Source organism: Sphingobium estronivorans, assembly GCF_008692605.1.
In the GTDB taxonomy this organism is placed as follows: Bacteria; Pseudomonadota; Alphaproteobacteria; order Sphingomonadales; family Sphingomonadaceae; genus Sphingobium; species Sphingobium estronivorans.
Genome location: NZ_LFCT01000012.1, coordinates 135,848 through 156,394, shown reverse-complemented (window position 1 = coordinate 156,394; position 20,547 = coordinate 135,848). Strand labels below are relative to the sequence as shown.

Annotated in this window: 15 protein-coding genes and 1 tRNA gene; 6 read left to right on the top strand and 10 right to left on the bottom strand. The window is 64.5% G+C overall.

The window, feature by feature from the left end; all coding sequences use genetic code 11:
* Positions 1–174: 174 nt before the first annotated feature.
* Positions 175–250 (bottom strand) — tRNA-Thr (locus F7P65_RS10535).
* A gap of 308 nt (positions 251–558) precedes the next feature.
* On the opposite strand from F7P65_RS10535, the gene F7P65_RS10530 reads away from it, so the two are divergent.
* Entirely contained in the window at positions 559–1,833 is a 1,275-nt protein-coding gene (locus F7P65_RS10530; RefSeq protein ID WP_150291704.1) for a PAS domain-containing protein, read from the top strand.
* A 285-nt stretch (positions 1,834–2,118) separates the two neighbouring features.
* On the top strand, positions 2,119–6,792 hold the full coding sequence (locus tag F7P65_RS10525; RefSeq protein WP_150291703.1) for an NAD-glutamate dehydrogenase: 4,674 nt from the start codon (positions 2,119–2,121) through the stop codon (positions 6,790–6,792).
* Between the two features lie 125 nt (positions 6,793–6,917).
* On the opposite strand, the gene F7P65_RS10520 is transcribed toward F7P65_RS10525, so the two are convergent.
* Complete coding sequence (locus F7P65_RS10520; RefSeq protein ID WP_150291702.1) at positions 6,918–7,877, bottom strand: MlaA family lipoprotein; 960 nt, start codon at positions 7,875–7,877, stop codon at positions 6,918–6,920.
* Between the two features lie 259 nt (positions 7,878–8,136).
* Between F7P65_RS10520 and F7P65_RS10515 the strand changes: the two genes are divergently transcribed.
* The 4 genes from F7P65_RS10515 (at position 8,137) to F7P65_RS10500 (ending at position 11,217) form a co-directional block, all read left to right on the top strand.
* Complete coding sequence (locus tag F7P65_RS10515; RefSeq protein WP_150291701.1) at positions 8,137–8,781, top strand: PepSY-associated TM helix domain-containing protein; 645 nt, start codon at positions 8,137–8,139, stop codon at positions 8,779–8,781.
* A gap of 17 nt (positions 8,782–8,798) precedes the next feature.
* Complete coding sequence (locus F7P65_RS10510) at positions 8,799–9,320, top strand: DUF2271 domain-containing protein (RefSeq protein WP_150291700.1); 522 nt, start codon at positions 8,799–8,801, stop codon at positions 9,318–9,320.
* 14 nt (positions 9,321–9,334) lie between these two features.
* A complete protein-coding gene (locus F7P65_RS10505; protein WP_150291699.1) occupies positions 9,335–10,243 on the top strand; it encodes a DUF4198 domain-containing protein in 909 nt (302 codons plus the stop codon).
* A 101-nt stretch (positions 10,244–10,344) separates the two neighbouring features.
* On the top strand, positions 10,345–11,217 hold the full coding sequence (locus F7P65_RS10500; protein ID WP_150291720.1) for an FAD:protein FMN transferase: 873 nt from the start codon (positions 10,345–10,347) through the stop codon (positions 11,215–11,217).
* 120 nt (positions 11,218–11,337) lie between these two features.
* On the opposite strand, the gene F7P65_RS10495 is transcribed toward F7P65_RS10500, so the two are convergent.
* The 8 genes from F7P65_RS10495 to phbB all read right to left on the bottom strand — a co-directional run bounded on the left by F7P65_RS10495 (position 11,338) and on the right by phbB (position 20,544).
* A complete protein-coding gene (locus F7P65_RS10495) occupies positions 11,338–11,898 on the bottom strand; it encodes a J domain-containing protein (protein WP_150291698.1) in 561 nt (186 codons plus the stop codon).
* A gap of 143 nt (positions 11,899–12,041) precedes the next feature.
* Positions 12,042–12,725 carry a Fe2+-dependent dioxygenase gene (locus F7P65_RS10490; protein WP_150291697.1) on the bottom strand — a complete coding sequence of 228 codons (684 nt, stop codon included), beginning with the start codon at positions 12,723–12,725 and terminating at the stop codon, positions 12,042–12,044.
* Positions 12,719–13,480: a tetratricopeptide repeat protein gene (locus F7P65_RS10485; RefSeq protein ID WP_150291696.1), complete on the bottom strand. Its 762-nt coding sequence runs from the start codon at positions 13,478–13,480 to the stop codon at positions 12,719–12,721. Before F7P65_RS10485 ends, F7P65_RS10490 begins: the two co-directional genes overlap by 7 nt.
* Before the next feature lie 4 nt (positions 13,481–13,484).
* Entirely contained in the window at positions 13,485–15,992 is a 2,508-nt protein-coding gene (locus tag F7P65_RS10480; RefSeq protein WP_150291695.1) for a TonB-dependent receptor, read from the bottom strand.
* Between the two features lie 121 nt (positions 15,993–16,113).
* Positions 16,114–16,866, bottom strand: a complete 753-nt coding sequence (locus F7P65_RS10475; RefSeq protein ID WP_150291694.1) for an energy transducer TonB — start codon at positions 16,864–16,866, stop codon at positions 16,114–16,116.
* Between the two features lie 171 nt (positions 16,867–17,037).
* A complete protein-coding gene (locus F7P65_RS10470; protein WP_150291693.1) occupies positions 17,038–19,461 on the bottom strand; it encodes a TonB-dependent receptor in 2,424 nt (807 codons plus the stop codon).
* Between the two features lie 85 nt (positions 19,462–19,546).
* Complete coding sequence (locus tag F7P65_RS10465) at positions 19,547–19,822, bottom strand: ribbon-helix-helix domain-containing protein (RefSeq protein ID WP_150291692.1); 276 nt, start codon at positions 19,820–19,822, stop codon at positions 19,547–19,549.
* Positions 19,822–20,544, bottom strand: a complete 723-nt coding sequence (phbB, locus tag F7P65_RS10460; RefSeq protein WP_150291691.1) for an acetoacetyl-CoA reductase — start codon at positions 20,542–20,544, stop codon at positions 19,822–19,824. The genes F7P65_RS10465 and phbB overlap by 1 nt, the downstream gene beginning before the upstream one ends.
* Between the last annotated feature and the right edge of the window lie 3 nt (positions 20,545–20,547).

Genomic DNA, 20,547 nt, shown 5'->3' with positions numbered 1-20,547 from the left:
ATCATAGGCCCGAAGTGCTTGCCGAAGGGAACCGACTCCGTCCCATTTCCGCCCCACGCTTCACCCACTGGGTTGCTGTGGGATCAAGCCAAAGGCACACAAACAAGGCAACCTTTCGGTCATAAGCCGAAAGGCACTTTCGCTAGGTTTTTCAGGAATTTCCTGCTGAAGGAATGGTGCCGCCTAGAGGACTCGAACCTCCGACCCTCGCATTACGAATGCGATGCTCTACCAACTGAGCTAAGGCGGCCTAAACCCTACTAATCCCGTACTAACTTCTTCCCCGCCGCGCTAGTCTGTTGGTTTCACTCGGCAATCCAGCGGAGACCCGCTAATTACGGATGCGATGCTCTACCAACTGAGCTAAAGCGGCGTTGGGGCGGGCAGATAACAGCGCTTTGAGCGAAGGACAAGCGTTCAATTTCCGGTTTCGCGCACCCTTTCCTCCGCTGAACCGCATCGGACCATCATTCCACCCCCGTCTTTACCGCCCGTTTACCATCCCATGGCACTCTCGAGTCTCGACTAAAGCTTTTATCTGACCTGAGGACCGATTGGATGGACATTCTGCGGGGATATGGAATCGCCAGTGAAGCGGACGATTTCGAGTCCGCGAACGACGCGGCCATCGAAACGCCGCCCATGGTCGGGGCGGACGAGCGCCGCATGCAGGTGCGCGCCTATAATTATTGGGCGTCGCTGCTGGGCGATCGCAACCTGCCGTCGATCGAGGACCTGTCCCCTGAGGATCTGGAGGATTTCGGTCCCTACAGCGTCCTGCTGGACTTCAGCACCGGCCTCGACAACCCGGCTGTCGTCTATCTCGGCACGGCGCTGCGCGCGGAGTGCGAGATCAGCGGGCCGATCCAGTTCATCAACGATGTCCCGGCCCGCTCGCTGCTGTCGCGCCTGACCGATCATTATCTTCAGATCATCGCCAATGCCGCGCCCATCGGGTTCGAGGCCGGCTTCCTCAACCAGCGCGGCGCGGAAATCCTCTATCGCGGCATATTGATGCCCTTCTCCTCCGACGACCAGACGATCGATTTCGTTTTCGGCGTCATCAACTGGAAGGAAGTGGCCAATCGCGACGTCAGCGCCGAAATCGACCGGGAGGTGGAGGAAGCCCTTCGCTCCGCGCCCAGCGCGCCGCCGGTCGCGCCGATCTGGGCGGACGGTCCCGCCGCCGACGAGGAATTCGGCACGCTCGACCTCAGCGGCATGGAAAGCCCGGCCGAGGACGCGCCGCTGGTCGACTGGCTGGCGCTCGCCCGCGACAGCGCGGAGCAGGCCCGCACCAGCGAGGCACGCAGCCATGCCGCGCTCTATCGCGCCATCGGCCTCAGCTACGACTTCGCGCTCGTCACCATCGCCCGGCCGGAGGAATATGCCGAACTGCTGGAGAATAGCGGACTGAAGGTTCAGGCCCGCGCACCGATGACCGCCGTGGTGAAGCTGGTCTTCGGCTCCACCTATGACAAGACGCGCATCACCGAATATGCGACCGCGCTGGACCATGCCCGCGCCAACGGCATAGAGCTTGGCGCTTTCGGCGACTATCTCGCCCGTTATGACGGCGGCCTCAAGGCCCTGGTCCGCGACGAACGCGCCCAGCGCCGCAGCGACAGCCCGGCCAAGCCCGACCGCCAGCAGACCGCCCGCGCCGCGATGAAGGCGGCGGTCGCGCTTGATCCCTTCGCCGTCGCGACCGACGGAGACGGCCTGGCCGTCGTTGTCGCTCGCCGGGAAAAGGACGGATCCCTCGTCATCGTCGGCGCCCTGCCTGAAGGATCGGACCTTAGCCAGCGGGCCATCGTCGCCGCCGCCGGTTGATCGCGCGGCAGTCGCCCTTCATCCGTAGCCAGGCTCACGCCGAGTTGACACACGGCGTTCCAGGGCCGATTCCTTGCAGTCATTCCCTCGGCATGGCGCTCTGCTCATGCTGCGATGCATCATATTATTACAACTCAGCGTAATTTTATTTCTTATTCTGGGTTGAGCCTCGCGACGCAGTAGCGCATAGTGGACGGCATCGGTTTGAGAAGTCGCGTGGCGGTTCTCCAGCGCCTTCTCCGTTCACCAGAAGCGGGTCCGATCCCGCGAGCAAGAGGCAAGCACATGACGGCATTGGCTGAGCCGAAGATCAAGGAAGTCGACATTTCCATTCGCGACGCGCTGGAAGCGGCGCTGGCACGGGGCACCCTGCCCGGCGAGAGCGAGGGGTTCGATCATGAGGCAATGCTGGATGCCGCCGCCTTCATCGGCCGCACCGCCGCCGCGCGCAAACCGGGCCAGGTCGCCATTGCCATGGAAACGCTGGGCGAAGGGGTCAGCGGGCGTTTCATGCGGATCGCCATCGTCAATGACGACATGCCCTTTCTGGTGGATTCGATCGCCAATGCGCTCGCCGCCGCGGACATCATCATCCACCGCCTGCTCCATCCGGTGCTGTCGGTCGAGCGCGACGGCCCTGGCCGGTTGAAGGCGATACTGGACGACGAAGCCGCCGGGGCACGGCGGGAATCGATGATCTATATCGAGGCGGACCGCGCCGATGCGAAGGCCCGCCGCACGCTGGAAAAGGCGCTGGCAGAAACGCTGGAGGATGTTCGCGCCGCCGTCGCCGACTGGCCGAAAATGCGCGAGGCGATGGGCAATGACGCCGACACCGTCACCGATGAGGAAGGCGCGGCGCTGCTGCGCTGGTTCCTGGCCCGCCATTTCACCCAGATCGGCCATGAACGCCGCACCCGCGACGGCAAGGCGAAGGCGCGTATCGGCATTTGCGCGCTGCACGATCAGGCGCTGCTGGCCCCGGCCTCGCTGGAAGCGGCCTTCACCTGGTTCGAGGAAGGCAAGCGCACCCCTCTCATCATCAAGTCCAATCGGCTGTCGCGGGTGCATCGCCCGGTGCTGCTGGACCTCATCATCGTGCCGGTGCGCGAGGGAAAGACCGTCACCGCCCTATCGATCCACGCGGGCATGTGGACCAGCGCAGGGCTGGCGACCACCCCGGACAAGGTACCACTGCTGCGCTCGGCGCTTTCCGCGCTGATGGACAAGTTCGCCTTCGATCCGCACGGCCATGCGGGCAAGGTGCTGACCCATGCGCTGACCGCTTTGCCCCATGACATCCTGATCGGCTTCGACCGCGAGACGCTGGAACGGCTGGTGCTGACCTTCATGTCGCTGACCGACCGCCCTCGCCCGAAGCTGGTGCTGGGGACGAGCGCGCTGGCGCGGCATCTTTACGCCTTTGCCTGGCTACCGCGCGAGGAGCTGACCACGACGCGGCGCGTGGCGGTGCAGGACATGCTCACCCAAGCGTGCAACGGCCCGGTGCTGAGCTGGTCCATCGCGCTGGAGGAAAGCGGGCTGGCGCTGCTGCGCATTACGCTCGACCTGCGCGACGGCGGGATGGTGCCCGATGAACAGCCGCTCGACCGGCAGTTGAAGCAGATGGTGCGTGGCTGGCTGCCCGCCGTCGAGGAGGCGCTGGCCGAGACCGAGGAGGCAGGCCGCGCGGCGGCGCTGGCGCAGCGGTTCGCGACCGGCTTTCCCATGGCCTATCGCAACGGCGCGGGTCCGGTCGAAGCCGCCATCGACATCCGCCTGCTCCACGGCCTGTCAGGTCCGGGCGACAAGTCGATCCGCATCTACCGCAATGGAGAGGACACGCCCGAACGGTTGCGGCTCAAACTCTACAGCCATGACGCCATCGCCCTCTCCGAAGTCGTTCCCGCCTTCGAGAATTTCGGCTTCCGCGTCATCGAGGAAATGATGACGCCGGTGGGCGCCAAGGACGAGGGGGGCACATTGGGCTTTGTCCAGCGCTTCGTGCTGGAACTGCCGGCGGGTGGCCATGCCGATGCGGTGATCGCCCGCGCCGACATCGTGACCGAAGCGATTGCGCAGGTCACCGAAGGCGTGGCGGAAAATGACCGCTTCAACGAACTGATCGTCACGGCGGGGCTGGATCAGCGATCGGTGGTGCTGCTTCGTGCTTTGTTCCGCTATCTGCGTCAGACGGGCATGGCCTATGGCATGGCGACCTTTGCCGAAACGCTGCGGCGCGAACAGGCGATCGCCCGCCAGCTGATCGAACTGTTCGAGGCGCTGCATAACCCCGCCGCCAAGGATGGCGCCGCCCGCGCCGCCGCCGCCCAGTTGGAGATCGAGGCGGGCCTCGAAAAGGTCACCGCCATCGATGAGGATCGCGTGCTGCGCCTGCTGCGCGTCGTCATCATCGCGACGCTGCGCACCAATTTCTACAGCGACGCGGCGGCGGAGGCGCTGGCCTTCAAGCTGGACAGCGCGATGATCCCCGGCCTGCCCGCGCCGCTGCCATGGCGCGAAATCTGGGTCTACAGTCCCCGTGTCGAAGGCATTCACCTGCGCGCCGGACCCGTCGCGCGCGGCGGCCTGCGCTGGTCCGACCGGCGCGACGACTTCCGCACCGAGGTGCTGGGCCTGATGAAGGCGCAGCGCGTCAAGAACGCCGTCATCGTGCCGACCGGCGCCAAGGGCGGCTTCTATCCCAAGCAGCTTCCCAATCCGCAGGTCGACCGCGACGCCTGGTTTGCGGAAGGGACCGAAAGCTACCGCATCTTCATCCGGGCGCTGCTCTCGGTCACCGACAATATCGTCAAGGGCAAGGTGAAGCATCCCGCGCAGGTGGTCGTGCTGGACGGCGAAGATCCCTATTTCGTCGTCGCCGCCGACAAGGGCACGGCGACCTTCTCCGACGTCGCCAACGCGATTGCGCTGGAGCGTGACTTCTGGCTGGGCGACGCCTTCGCCAGCGGCGGCTCCCACGGCTATGACCATAAGGCGATGGGCATCACCGCGCGCGGCGCGTGGATCAGCGTGAAGCGCCACTTCGCGGAAATGGGCGTCGACGTGCAGAGCGAGCCGGTGCGGGTCGTGGGCTGTGGCGACATGTCGGGCGACGTGTTCGGCAACGGCATGCTGCTGTCGAAAGCGATCAAACTGGTCGCCGCCTTCGACCATCGCCACATCTTCCTCGACCCCGATCCCGATCCGGCGAAAAGCTGGGAGGAACGCAACCGCCTGTTCCAGCTCCCCCGGTCGAGCTGGGACGATTATGACAAGAAACTCATCTCCAAGGGCGGCGGCGTCTTCGCCCGTTCGCTCAAGAAAATCCCCCTCACGCCCGAAGTGCAGGCGATATTGGGCGTCAGTGACACGGACATGGAGCCGACCGCGCTCATCTCCGCGATCCTCAAAAGCCCCAACGACCTGCTCTGGTTCGGCGGCATCGGCACCTATGTGAAGGCCGCCGCGCAGAGCCATGGCGATGTCGGCGATCCGGCCAACGACCGGCTGCGCGTCAATGCCGAACAGCTGCGCGTCAAGGTCGTGGGCGAAGGCGCGAACCTCGGCACCACGCAGGCGGCGCGCATCGCCTTTGCGCTGCGGGGCGGGCGGATCAACACCGACTTCATCGACAACAGCGCGGGCGTCGACTGTTCGGACAATGAGGTCAACATCAAGATTGCGCTCAACAAGGAAATGGCGGAAGGCCGCCTGCCCTTCGAGGATCGCAACACGCTGCTGGTCAGCATGACCGACGCGGTGGCCGACATCGTGCTGGAGGATAACCGGCTCCAGGCGCTGGGCCTTTCCATCGCGGAAGCCGGCGGCGCGGCGGACCTTGCCAGCTATGTGCGGCTGATCGAGACGTTCGAGGAGTCAGGGCGACTGGACCGGCAGGTCGAGGGGCTGGCCGCCAATGACCAGCTGCTGCGGCGCGGGCAGGACGGGCTGGGCCTCACCCGGCCCGAACTCGCCGTGCTGCTCTCCACCGCCAAGCTCGCGCTTCAGGACGCCATCGAACATGGCGACCTTGCCACCGACGCGTCCATGGGCGGCGAACTCGCCGCCGCCTTCCCGCCGGCGATGCAGAAGAAGGAAGCCGACGCCATCGCCGCCCATGCGCTTCGCAAGGAGATCATCGCCACCAAGGTCGCGAACCGCATCGTCAATCGCCTCGGCCTCATCCATCCGTTCGAACTGGCGGAGGAAGAGGGCTGCTCGCTCGCCGACCTCGCCAGCGCCTTCCTGATCGCGGAGCGGCTCTACGGCATCGGCACGCTGTGGGCCGACATCGACGCGGCGGACATGTCCGAAGCGGCGCGTCTCGCGCTGTTCGGCGACATTGCCAGCGGAATGCGCGCGCAGATCGCGGACATTCTCCGCGCCCTGCCGACCGGCACCCTGCCCGAAGCAGGCCATAGCGCGCTGGCCAAGGGTGTCGACAAGCTGGCGAAACAGGTCGACGACCTCCTCACCAGCGAGGCGCTGCGCCGCGTCGCGGCGGTCACCGACCGGCTGCTCGCGCTCGGCGCGCCGGAGCATCTGGCCCGCTGCACCGCCGGCCTGTTCAAGCTGGACGGCGCGGTCGGCATCGCCGCGCTGGCCGGGCGCATGGCAGTCGACGAGGTGGCGCTCACCCGCGCCTTCACCCATCTGGGCGAAGCGGTCGGCATCGACTGGGTCCAGTCCACCGCCGCCCGCATGGAACCCTCCGACCCGTGGGAGCGGCTCCTTATCTCCGGCGTCGCCCGCGACATGCAGCAGGTCCGCCTCGACTTCCTCGCCCAGGGGAAGGGCAAGGATATCGCCCACCATGTCGAGTTATGGCTCAAGGCCAAGGGCGCCCGCATCCAGCAGTTTCGCGCCCTTGTCCACCGCGCCAAGGCCGCCGCGACACCCAATGTCGCCATGCTCGCCGAAATCGCAGGACAGGCGAGAGGACTGCTCGGGCGGTAAGGCGCGGGCACAAAAATAACCGTCATCCCGCCTCCGCGGGATGACGGTTATCTTGAATCCGATACGCCCTTATTGCGCCTGAGCGAAACCGACTTGTGATCGGTCGAAGTCCGAGCGCGATGATATTATTGTGCGTCGTCAGGGATATTCACCGGCACCTTGCCCATCCCCGGTCCATAAACCGGCGTCACGCCCTCGCCCGTCCGGCCATGCAGCGCGTCGATCTCAGCTTGGCGCTGCTTCAGATACAGGTCGCGATAGGCCGAATAGGGATCGGCCTGATCGCGGATATTCTGGATCGTCTCATCGAACGCCGCGCGCTCGCCAAGCTGGTTCAGGATCGTCGCCGGGATCATATATTTGGGTTCGGTGAACGGCTTTCCGATCATGAAGGGGACCACCATCTTGTCCACCGTATCGCCGATGATGTCGCGCAGCGTCGTCGGCCCGACGATGGGCAGGTACATATACGGCCCCGGCCCCACGCCGTAATAGCCCAGCACATTGGCAAGGCCATTGGGCCGGTAGGGCAGGAAGAAGGGCTTGCGCTTCGCCACGTCGAACAGGCCCGCGACGCCCAGCGTCGTATTGATGGTGAAGCGCCCCGCCGTCTCCATCGCCTTGCCGGGCTTCAACTCCAGCATATAGGCGATGAACACCACCGGCTGCTGCAGGTTGGAGAAGAAGTTGCGGAACCCCTTGCGCACAGGCTTGGGCAGGCCCTTGTTATAAGCCTTGGCCACCGGTTCGATGACGGCCTTGTCGACCGACTGCACCGTCTCGAAGCTCTTGAGGTTCAGCCGTTCCATCGGATCGCCCGGCGGCGGGGCGGTTCGGCCCGTGACGACGATGTCGCCCTGCTGCGAAGCGGGCGCGACGGGCGCGGCAACCGTCCCCGGCAGGTTCGGCATCACCGGCGGCGGCGGCAGGATGACCACAGCGCCGTCCTGCGCGACCTGGGGCGGACCGGCCTCGGCCGTCCCGATCAGGGCAGTTTCGGCCACGGGCGCGCTTTGCGGCGGTGCATCGACCGCCCCAACCTGCGCGCCCAACATCATTCCAGCGGCAACGGCCGGCAACAGCATGTCTTCGTCCTTTATGGGCAGGCTTTCGGAACCGACGGCCTGTTCATGTCACCCCCGTCCCGGTGGCGGCTAGTTGGGATGGGCCCACCCGTCAATAGCAGGACGTCGCCACACAGCGCCGACGGGCGTTCCCGCGCGGCGTTCCGGCCACCATCCCATATATTTTGATACATTTTTTCCAGCCCCCCAGGTTTGCAATTGCGAGTCGTTCGCGTTATTCAAGCCTCACTCATTCACCTCAGGACTCGTCCAGCCTCCGATGCACGCCCCCGTCCGCGCTCAAGCCCCGAAGAAAAAGAGCGCCAAATCCTTCTGGCTGAAACAGCTTCATACCTGGCATTGGGTGAGCAGCGCGATCAGCCTGATCGGCCTGCTGCTGTTCGCCTTCACCGGGATCACGCTCAACCACGCCGCCGATGTCGAGGGATCGCCGCAGACCGTCGCCAAATCCGCCACCCTGCCCCCAGCCCTGCTGAAGCAGGTCGCGGCCGACGATGTCCCCGACGCCAAGAAACCCCTGCCTGCCCCCGTCGCATCCTGGGTGGAACAGCAGATCGGCCAGAGCGGCAAGGGCCAAGCGGAATGGTCGGCGGATGAAGTCTATCTCGCCCTTCCCCGCCCCGGCGGCGACGGCTGGGTGTCGATCGACCGGCACAGCGGCGAAGTCACCAGCGAAGCGACCAGCCGCGGCTGGATCAGCTATCTGAATGACCTGCACAAGGGCCGCAATGCGGGCGATGTGTGGAAATGGTTCATCGATATTTTCGCCGTCGCCTGCTTCCTCTTCGCCCTGACCGGCCTGGTGCTGCTCTGGCTCCATGCCCGCAAGCGCCCGACCACCTGGCCGCTGGTCGCCATGGGTTTCGCCGTTCCGGCGATTCTCGCCGTCATCTTCATCCATTAAGGGGGACCGTTCACCTCATGCAGATCAGCCACAAGATCGTCCTGTCGGGCAGTGCCGCGCTCGGCGCGCTCGCCACGCCCGCAGCCGCGCAGACGCTGGACGTCACCCTCACCTTGCCCCGCATGTCGGTGGCCGAATATCACCGCCCCTATGTGGCGATCTGGCTGGAGAAGGAGGGCGCGCCCGCCCGCACCCTCACCATCCTCTATGACGTCGACAAGCGTAATAATGGCGGCGCCAAATGGTTGCGCGATGTGCGCATGTGGTGGCGCGCCTCAGGCCGTTCGCTGACCGTGCCCGCCGACGGCGTGTCCGGCGCGACCCGCGCCCCCGGCACCCACAAGCTGAGCTTCACATCCGGCAAGGGCGGAATGCCGACCCTCGCCCCCGGCAAATATACGCTGATGGTGGAAGCCGCCCGCGAAAATGGCGGCCGTGAACTGGTCCGCGTGCCGCTCAATGTGACGGGCGCGGGCGCAAAGGGCAGCGCTGCGGGCCAGTTCGAACTGGGCGCCGTCAGCGCCGTCCTGTCACGCTGACAAAGGGGGAAGCCATGATGAATTTCCGCAAGTCGCTGCTGCTGCTCGCCGCCACCGCCGCCATGGCGATGCCCCAAATGGCGGGCGCCGCGCGCCCGTGGATGCTGCCGTCCGAAACCATGTTCGCAGGGTCGGGCAATGAGTGGCTGACCGTCGACGCCGCCATTTCCAGCGACCTCTTTTATTTCGACCATCCGGGTCAGGAGTGGCAGCCGGTCGTGACCGCCCCCGACGGCAGCACGGCACAGGTCGAAAACCGCACCGTAGGCAAGCTGCGCCAGACCTTCGACCTCGGCATCAAGGCCAAGGGCACCTACAAGATCGCCATCGTCAACGAAATGCTGATGGGCAATTACATGCTGAACGGCGAGCGCAAGATGCTGCCGCGCGGCACCACCGCAGCGACGCTGGCGACAGCCGTGCCGCAGGGCGCGACCGATGTGCAGACCGCAACGGCGACGACCCGCATCGAAACCTTCGTGACGGCGGGCCAACCGACCGGCACCGTGTTCACGACCACCGGCAAGGGGCTGGAAATGGTGCCCGTCACCCACCCCAATGACGTCGCCATGGGCGAGCCGGCCACCTTCAAATTCCTGCTCAACGGCAAGCCCGCCGCCGGGCTGGACGTGGTCGCCATTCCCGGCGGCATCCGCTACCGCTCCGACCTCAAGCAGATCGACGGCAAGACCGATGCGGAGGGCAAGATCACGCTGACCTGGCCGGAAGCAGGCATGTATTGGGTCAGCGTCAACTCCGGCGGGCGGCGCGGACCGGGCGAAGGAGGGCCTGGCGCGAATGGTTCCGGCGGCGCTCCCGGCGCTGGCGGCCCGCAGGGGCAAGCCGGTCCGGAAGGCGCTCGTCCCATGGGCCCGCCGCAGGATCGCGCCACCTATGCCATGACGGTCGAGGTACAGGGCTGACCACTCCCCCTCTGCGCATCGCCATTCCGCCCGGCCTGTCCCCCGACCCGTTCGTGGGCCTGAACAGGCCGGGCCGGATCAGCGACTTTGGCGGGCCGACCATGGGCACAAGCTGGTCGGCCCGCATCGCCGATGCGCCCCCCGGCAGCGCCGAAGCCATCCAAGCCGTCCTGGTCCGCGTCATTGCCGAGATGAGCAATTGGGAAGCGGACTCCGCCATCAGCCGCTTCAACGCCCTGCCCATCGGCCAATGGATGGCACTGCCCGACGATATGGCGCGGGTGCTACGCACCGGCCTCGACATCGCAAGGCTGTCGGGCGGCGCTTTCGATCCGGCGGTGGGGCGCCTGGTCGCGCAATGGGGCTTCGGCCCCGGCGGCCTGACCGGCCTGTCCACCGCCCCGCATCATCCTTCGCCCTGGACCGCCATCGAACTGGACGGCCAGCGCGCGCGTCGCATGGCCGATGTGACGCTGGACTTTTCCGGCATCGCCAAGGGCTTTGCCGTCGATGCCGTGGCGTCGGCCCTGCGCGCCCTGGGCGCCGCGCATTTCCTGATCGAGATCGGCGGCGAATTGCGGGGACAGGGCCTCAAGCCCAACCTTCAGCCCTGGTGGGTCGACATCGAGGCGCCTCCGGGCCTGTCGCTGCCGACGCTGCGCGTGGCGCTGTCCGGCCTGTCGGTCGCGACCTCGGGCGACTATCGCCGCTTCCGGGAAGAGTCAGGCACCCGCCTCTCGCACAGCATCGACCCGGCGACCGGCGTGCCCATTGCCCATGATGTCGCGTCCGTCACCGTGCTTCATGAAAGCGCGATGCTGGCCGACGCCTGGGCGACCGCGATCACCATTCTCGGCCCGGAACGCGGCATGGCGCTCGCCACCCGCCACGGTCTCGCCGCAATGCTGATCCGGCGAACGGAAACGGGCGGGACGGAATATCTGACCCCAGCCCTCGCCGCGATGCTGGATTGAATGACGGCTTCCGCACGATGCTCTGGAGCGATTCCCAAGCGTTAGGACAGGATCGCTGGTTAAGAAATCGCGGCAAACAAATAGCTGAGAGCGGCGATCTGATTCAGACCGAAAACCGCTCTAGGGATCGACCGTTCGGCCGATCAGCAATTTTTCTCGCATGATGGTTTGAGACATGGAGATCACATGATCCACGCCTTCAATGGTGATCGCCAAGGTCCCTTGCTCGGTCGTCTCGATAAGGTTTTTCGCCTTCAGATACCAGATATGGAACTCGAAATGCTCATCCGAGCAATTGAGCATCTTCTGAACAAAATACCGGCCAACCCCGGCATCCTGAGCATTTTCTCTTCTTCTTTTATATAGAAATATCAGGATTCTGGAATGCGCATCCGCGTCATCATACGCGAATTTCTCGCCATCGGCTTCTTCATTCGCAGGAAATCGGAACCCCGTTTTCTCTGTGTACAGAAGATTATACTGAGCGCGATTTTCGGCACTCCTGAGCGCCTTATAGGCGGTGATCACTTCGTTGAATTTCGTGACGTCGGCTGTTTCCGCATGGTCGGGGTGGTACATCTTCGCCAGAAGGCGGTATGCCGCTTCCAGCCCGCGCCCGTCACAGGTCGGGCTAACCTGCAAAATCTGATAGTAATCAATAAATGGTTGGCTATCAGTCATCGCAAAGCCCCCCGATCCCTGCCGATCTCCTCTATGCCGGTCCGATTAAATTGTGGCAACAGGTCTGAAACCCATCTGCCTTGTCAGGCGCGCGACGGGCCATGCCGCATCGCGGGTTTGACGGGTCGCCCGGCTCCAGCCAATCAGGCCTCCGCCCAGCGCCGCAACAGATTGTGATACACCCCGGTCAGCCGGATGACCTGCGCATTGTCATGCCCCAGATCGACCGCCAGTTGCTGGATGCTGCTGTCGAGGTCGAACAGCATCTGCCGCGCCGCATCGTCGCGAACCATGGACTGAAGCCAGAAGAAGCTCGCCACCCGCCGCCCCCGCGTCACCGGTTCGACCCGATGGAGCGAGGAGGACGGATAGAGCACGGCATGACCGGCGGGCAGCTTCACCCGCTGGACGCCGAAATTGGTCTCGACGGTCAGTTCGCCGCCATCATAGCTTTCCGGCTCCTCCAGAAAGATCGTGATCGACAGGTCCGACCGCACGCGAAAGCCCGTGCCTGCCTGAATGCGCACGGCATTGTCGACATGGGTGCCGAAGGCCTGCCCGCCCGCATAGCTGTTGAACAGCGGCGGAAACACCTTGAGCGGCAAGGCGGCGGCGATGAACAAGGGCGAACTGCCCAGCGCGTCCAGTACGATCTGCCCCGCCTGCTGGGCCTGCGGCGCATCTTCCGGCAATTGCAGGTTGCGCTTGGCGAGCGCCGATTGATGGCCGGAGGTGACATTGCCGTCGACCCAATCCGCCGCGTCGATCAGCGAACGGACGCGCGCCAGGGTTTCGGCATCGAGCAGGTCGGGAATGACGGTCAGCATGTCGGGGCCTCCTTGCCCAGCAGAGCGGCAAGCCCCTTCTGCCGCCACAGATCCTCGGGCCAGTCACGCAGATGCGCGGCGGCCTTGTCAAGGAAGGCAGGCGTCGCCGTTGCCCGCACGCGCCCGAGCCAGAGCAGCGCCTCCTCGGCCGCGCCATCCTCAGCCAGCAATCGCGCGAGATTGAATTGGCCGCGAAAATCGCCGCCTTCCGCCGCGATCCGGTAATGCCGCAACGCTTCGGTCCGGTCCGCCGCGACGGCCCAGCCGTCCTCATGGAAGCTGCCGATATAATTGGCCGCCTTGGCCCCGATCAGGCCCGGATCGGCCGCCGCCTTGCGGAACCAGTCCAAAGCCGCCGCATGATCCCCCCGCAGGGCAAGTTGCGTGGCATGGTTGTACATGGCTTCGGCCACGCCCTGCCCCGCCGCGACGCGATAGCATTCCGCCGCCCGTTCAGGGTCCACGGCGACGCCCCAACCCAGTTCGTAACAGCGCCCGACCATGTTGAGCGCGAACATGTCGTGGCTGGCCGCTGCCCGGTTGAACCAGCCGAAGGCCGCGCGCGGATCGGCGGGCAATTCTCCCCCGTCCAGCAGCATCTGGCCCAGCACAAGCTGCGCCTGCGTCACCCCGCCTTCCGCCGCAGCCCGGACCAGCGCAACGCGGTCCGTCCCCGGTTCCGCCAGCCGCGCGGCCAGTGCCTCCGCACTCATCGCGTTCAATTCGGTCAGCGAAGGCGGGGACGGTTCGGTCATCCGCTCAATATTTGACGCTGAGTGTCGCAAAGGCCGACCGGCCCGGTGCAATGCCCGCATAGTGGCTGGTATAGGCCTGGGTGAAATAGGTCTTGTCGGTCAGGTTCTGGACATTGACGGCCAGGCTGATCTTCTCGTTGAAATCATAGCTCGCCCGGGCATCGAAACGCCAGTAACTGGGTATCGAGCGGGCGATGATCTTCGTCGCCGGATTGACCGTGACCACGCCCGCGCTGTCCTGCGTCGCGGTGCGGTTGTCGGCATAGCCGCCGAACACCCGGCTCATGTAGAAGGCGCCGCCGCCCAGATTCAGCCCCGGCAGAACTTCCACATTGGTCCAGAGCGAGAAGCTATGCTTGGCGGTCTGCGGGAACTGGCGGCCGGTATTGACCGATTCCACCAGCACGGTCTTGGCCGCCTGCCCCGGCACCGCCGCCGCGGTCAGCGCGGTGAAGCCGCCGTCCACGATCTTCGCGTCCATATAGGTATAGCCGCCGAACACGCTCCACTTGGGCAGGATTTCGCCGTTGAAGCCCAGCTCCACGCCCTTGATCCGGCGCTTGCCAATGAACTGGATGCTGTTGTCGGCGCCGGTGACACGCGCGTTCTTCGTCTCGGTCTGGAACAGGGCAACGTTCAGCGACAGGCGGGAATGGAACAGATCCGCCTTGGCGCCGATTTCATAGCTCTTGGTGCGCTCAACCTTCAGCGTCTCCTCCGCAGCGGTCCGCAACGCGGCGATGGCGGCGGCGGTGTTCCCCGGGGTCGTGGTGGCCGCGATCGTGCCCAGCGCATTGGCGTCCTGCCCTTCGCCCAACAGGCTGTTGGGCGGCGTGGCCGAGGTGGCGTAGGAGGCATAGAGGCTGGTGTTCGCGGTCGGCTTGAACACCGCGCCCGCCTGCCAGTTGAACACGCCGTCGTCGCGGCTGACCGTCGGGGAAACGCCGTTGATCACCGGCAGCGTCAGCTTCGAATGATAATCGTCGTAGCGCGCGCCCAGATTGACGATCAGCGACTGGCCGATGCTGATCGAATCAAAGGCATAGATCGCCTTGGTATTGGCGTTGTTCTGGGTTTCCTGCGCCGGGGTGGTGCGAGTGATCGGACCGGTGGCGGCATAATTGCCGTTCACATAATTGACCCATGGATCGGAAGGGTTCGGATTGAACAGGCTGGTGCAGTCGAAGGTCGCGACCTGCGCCGCGCTGCATGACGGGCCGTTGGTCGTCGTGCCCGGCGTGAAATGCCGCGTCGTCACAATATAGGTGCCGCGCCGTGCCTTTTCCCAACTGAGTTCCGCGCCGGCGGAGAAGCTGTGTTCGATCCCGCCCGTGTTGAACTTGCCGAACAGGTCGATCTGGTTCGTCAGCGTGTCGACATAGCCATAGCGGGTGTTGGCCCGACGCCAGGCCTGGCCGCTATTGAAGACATTGCCCTGGCTGTCGTCGGGCTGGGTATAGATATAGGCTTGGTCATTATGGCTGTAGCGCGCGGTATTGCGCAGCGTCACGCCGCCGAAATCATGTTGCGCGCGAACGGTGAACTGGTCCGTTTTGCTCTTGCGGAAGTCGCGGTCCTTCAGGCCGTAATAAGTGTCGCGGTCGACATGGCCGGTGGTGCCGTTGGCCAGGGTTACGTCGCCAATGGCCGGTTCCGAGAAGGTGAAGCCTGTCGGCGCGTTGCAAACCGTGGTCGAGCAGACATAGGTGTAGGGAATGCCGCTGTCGGGCAGCTCATCCGTATCGAGATGATACCAGGACATCGTCAGCTGGGTCGGCGTGTTGAGGCCGATGGTGAGCGAGGGCGCAACGCCCCAGCGCTTCTGCCAGATGGCATCGCGGCCGGCGACATCCTGATCGTGCCACATGCCCGCCACGCGGAAGGCGACGGTGTCGGTCAGCTTGTAATTGAGGTCCGCCGTGATCCGCTTGTAGTCGGCGGTGCCGTAGGACAGGTCCATGCTGGCGAAATCGCGGTCGCGGGGCAGTTTGGTGATGATGTTGAGCGAACCGCCCGCGCTGCCGCGCCCGCCCAGCGAGCTGTCGGAGCCGCGCACCACCTGAATCTGTTCGACGGCGAACACTTCGCGCGACTGGGCCGAACTGTCGCGCACGCCGTCGACATATGTGCTGCCCTGGCTGTCGAAGCCGCGGATGAAAGGACGGTCGCCAATGGGATTGCCGCCCTCCGCCGCGCCGAAGGTGATGCCCGGCACGGTGCGCAGCGCATCGACCAGCGTGGCCGATCCGGTATCCTTGATGACATTTTCGCTGACAATCGCGATGGAGCGCGGTGTGTTGATCAGCGGCGCGGTCGCCTTGGGCGAGATGATGTCCTGGTTATAGCGGCCGTTGACGACGATCTGGCTGGCGTCCCCCTGCTGGTCGACCGCCGCCGCGCCCGCCATGTCGTCGGCCTTGTCCAGCGCCTGCGCGGGGCTCGACACGAACGCTCCCACGCATCCGAGCGCCAGAAAGGCGGGCACCGTGCGGCGACGACTATCGTTATGCATGATGGCTGATTCCCCCTAGCGCATATCTCTTGGGGCTCAGTTATTGCGACGCGTTCGCATAGTCAAACACTATTGAGAAACAAACTCAGTTTCATTCAGGCCGCGGAAAGCGCATATCCGTTCATTCCCGGCGCAGGACGAAGGGTATCTCGACGCTGCCGCGCACCCGAACGGCCTGCCCGTCGCGGATTGTCGGGCGCCACCGCCAACCGCGCACTGCATCACGGGCGGCATTATCCAGCCGGGGGAAGCCGCTGCTCTGGGTGATGGCCAAGCTCTCCACCGTACCGTCGACTGCGAGCGTCAGACCGAGAACCACCGTCCCCTGTTCGCGCTTGCGGCGACTTTCGACCGGATAGCGGGGCGGTCTGCCCGCCACCATCTGCGTGCCGATCTCTCCGCCCTGCACGATGCCGGGCGCCGCCGCGGGGGCGGGCGCGGCCACCGGCACCGGCGTGGAAACCGGTGCCGCGGCGATGGGAACCGGGATGATATCGGGCGTCGTCCCGATGGTCGGCACCGGCGGGACGGGCACTTGCACCAACGGCGGCGGCGCCACGACCTTCGCCGGCGGGGGCGGCGGCGTTTCAGCAGCAGGCGGCGGTGGCGGGGGCATCAGGTTCACCACTGACAAGCGCGCTTCCCGCTTGGGATGGATATGTTGGCGCGCCTGTATCAAGGCGCCGATCAGGATGGCATGCACAATTATGATAAGGGCAACCGCCGCCACGTTGATCCCGCGCCCTTTGCCATAGCGCGAGTCGGGCGTGGCGAGCGTCGCGACCATATCCGGGCGAACCAGCACCAGCTTTGGCGGGGACGAGACAATCGAATCCTCCGCGACTTCCGTCAACCTATCCGCAGCATGGAACATGGCAGATCCCCTTTAAGGCCGTGCGCATGGCAGGCATAACGCAAGTCCTAATGCAACTCAATCGCATATAAAATAACTCAGGGACAGGCGGGCGGCGACCCGAGGAGGAGAGGAGTGTACCGCCGCCCGCCCGTTTCCCCCGGCAAGGGACGAATGCCGGGGGAGGATAGATCAGAACATATAGTTCAGGCTGAACACCGCCGATCGCGTCGGCGCGGGCTGCGCCCAGCTCTGGCTCGTGCTGTTGCGCACGGTCGTCACATATTTTTCGTTGGTGACGTTCTGGATATTCACCTGCGCCTTCAGCCTGTCCGTGATCGGATAGGACGCCATGAGGCGGTGAATGGTGTAGCTCGGCACATGATAGGCCACATAGGGCGTGGTCGTGCCGGGCGCCAGTTGCGCCAGCGTCGGCTGGTTCATCAGGAAGCGGCCCTGATAGGTCAGGCCATAGCCCAGTTCCAGGCCGAAGCCGAAGCGATAGGTGGTGAACAGGCTGCCCGAATGTTTGGGCGTGTTGACAAGCGCATGCCCCCGCGTGGGGTCAAGGACTGCTGCGCTGTTGGCGCAGGTGCCCGCCGTCCCGCCGACAGCGCCGGGATGGGCGAGGCAGTAATCGGAAACGCCCTGCTTCACCTCGCTCTTGAGGTACATGTAATTGGCGGAGATCGTCCAGTTGGCGGTGATATTGCCCGACGCGCCCAGGGAGATGCCCTCGACCCGCTGGAAGCCGTCGGTCGCCTGGTCAGGCAGCGTCGGATCGCCGGAAACCAGCTTGATCTGGTTGCGGTCGTTGCGGAACAGGGCAGCGGTCAACAGCAGCTTCTTGTCGAACAGGTCCGCCTTCGCGCCGATCTCGTAATTTTCGGTCGTCTCCGGCCTGACGTTGCAGGTCAGCACGGAACAGGCGCCGTCGACCGAAGATTTGGACGGCAGCTTGCTGTTGCCATAGGCGACATAGAGGCTGGTGTCGGGCGTCGGCTTCACCACTGCGCCGATGCGGTAGGAGAAGAGGTTGTCCTTGACCCGGAATGGCCCCGTCACGCCGCTCAACTGGCCCAGATTGGCCGCTCCGGCGGTCGCGACATAGCTGAAGGTGCGATTGAAACCCTCCACCCGTTCATAGCGGATGCCGCCGTTCAGTTCGAACCAGTCGGCGAACTTCATCGTGTCGAACAGATAGGCGGCATAGCTGGTCTGCTCACCCACATTCCTGCTGGCCAAAATGAAATTGATCGGACCGGTATAGACGTTGCTGCCATAGGTGAAACCTGCCGGTCCTTGCACCACCTCGCCGGGATGGGCGATGCTGACCAGCGGGAAGGCAGGCGTCGAGCCGTCGGCATTGCGCGGCAACGTGCCCTGGGTCTGGCGATACTTCTCCCACAGGGCGGACGCGCCCAGCACCATCGTATGCTGAATGCCGCCGGTCGCGAAATCGGCGCTCAGGTCGAGCTGGTTATAGGCCGTTTCGTTGGAAATCAGGCGCTGCACGCCGCGCCCGCCGCTCGGCAGATAATAGCCCGCAGGAACGGTCGCGGGGCAGGCCGCGCTGACGCCGTTGATGTCCATCGGCTGAAGCCCGGTCGATGCCAGGCAGAATGTGCCGGTCGGCTGGCTTGTAATCGTGTTCTGGCGGATATGTTCGTAACGGGTCAGGTTGCGGATCTTCACCGCATCGCTGAATTCATGCGCGAAGATCGCCTGGACCGAATCCGTCTTGCTGTTCTGCTGGTCGAGATTGGCGAAGCCATAATAGCCGCTGCGGTCGAAATCCTTCAGGAACCCGCCATTATTGGCATAATAGCGAAGCCCATATTGCGGCATCCCCTTGTCATCCAGATGCTCGGCCTGAAGGGTCAGACTGGTCGGGCCCTCAACGCCGATGGTGATGGCGGGCGCGATGCCCCAGCGCTTGTAGTTTTCGACGTCGCGGCCCGGCACGTCATTTTCATGATAGACAGCATTGATGCGCACCGCGATCAGATCGTTGATCCGCCGGTTGGCGTCCACGGTCGCGCGATAATAATTGTCCGTGCCGATGCCTGCGTTGAACACTGTCTGGTCATCGGCCAATGGACGCTTGGTGACGAGGTTGATCGTGCCCGCGACCGATCCGCCGCCGTTCATGACCGAATTGGCGCCGTTGGTCACTTCGACCTGCTCGATATTATAGACCTCGTTGCGGTTGAGGAACGCGCCCGAGCGCACGCCGTCGACCGTCACGTCATTCTTGGCATCCTGACCGCGCAGAATGATGCGGTCGCCATAGCCAAAACCACCCTCGCCCGCGCCGAAGGTGATGCCCGGCACGGTGGACAGCACCTCGCGCAGCGTCAGCAGGTTCTGCTGCTGGATGGTTTCCTTGCCGATCACCGTGATGGTCTGCGGCGTGTCCAGCAACGGACGGGTATATTTGGGCGATTCCGCTTTCTCGACCTTGACCGGCGATTCATCGAGCGCCGTGTCGGTGACGGTCATCCCGCCCAGCCTGGCACCTTGCGCGCCGTCCTGGGCCTGTGCGGTAGAGGCGAAGGCCATGGCCCCGACGCAGCTGAGCGCCAGGAAGGACGGACGTGACATTGTTTTGGACATGAAGACAAACCCCTTTTTCAATCCCTGAGGGGCCTGCTATTGCGACTCGTTCGCATAGTCAATGCTATTGCGAATGATTATTATTTTAAGTCTGTGCAATATCCTGAAAAAGCCAGCATCGGATGGCGCTCGCCAGATTGGGAGGATCATCGGCCGCCATGCGCGCCACATCGATGCGCGCGATCAATGCATTGATGGGCAAACCCTCCCGCGCGGCGACCGCGCGGAGGGCTTGCCAGAATATCGGTTCAAGGCTGATCGCGGTCTGATGCCCCGCGATGGTCACGCTGCGCTTGACGGGCGGCGCGAAGGGCGATGCCGCCAACGCCGGAGCGTCCGGAGAGGCATCGCCCTCGTTCATCAGTACATATGCTGCCCGCCGTTGATCGACAGCGTGCTGCCGGTCACGAAGCCCCCATCCTCGCTGCAGAAGAAGGCGACGCCGCGGGCGATCTCATCGGCATGGCCGAGACGGCCGACCGGAATCTTGGCGACGATCTTCTCGAGCACCGCCGCAGGCACGGCCGCGACCATTTCGGTGTCGATATAGCCGGGCGCGATGGCATTGACGGTCACGCCATATTTCGCGCCTTCCTGCGCCAGCGCCTTGGTGAAGCCATGGATGCCCGACTTGGCGGCGGCATAGTTCACCTGGCCATATTGACCGGCCTGGCCGTTGATCGAGCCGATGTTGACGAACCGGCCCCAGCCGCGTTCCCGCATCCCGCCGAAGGTCGCCTTCGCCATGTTGAAGCATCCGCCCAGATTGATGCGCATCACTTCGTTCCAGTCGTCGAAGCTCATCTTCGCCAGCACGCCGTCGCGGGTGATGCCCGCATTGTTGACCACGATGTCGATCGGACCCAGCGCTTCCGCGACCCGCGCGCAACCGTCCAGACAGGCCTGATGATCGCCCACATCCCATTTGAAGGACGAAATACCGGTCTTTTCGGAAAATGCCTGCGCCTTGGCGTCATTACCCCCATAATTGGCGGCGACCGTATAACCCATGTCCTTGAGCGCCAGGCTGATTGCCTCGCCAATACCACGCGTTCCACCCGTGACGACTGCAACCTTGCTCATAAC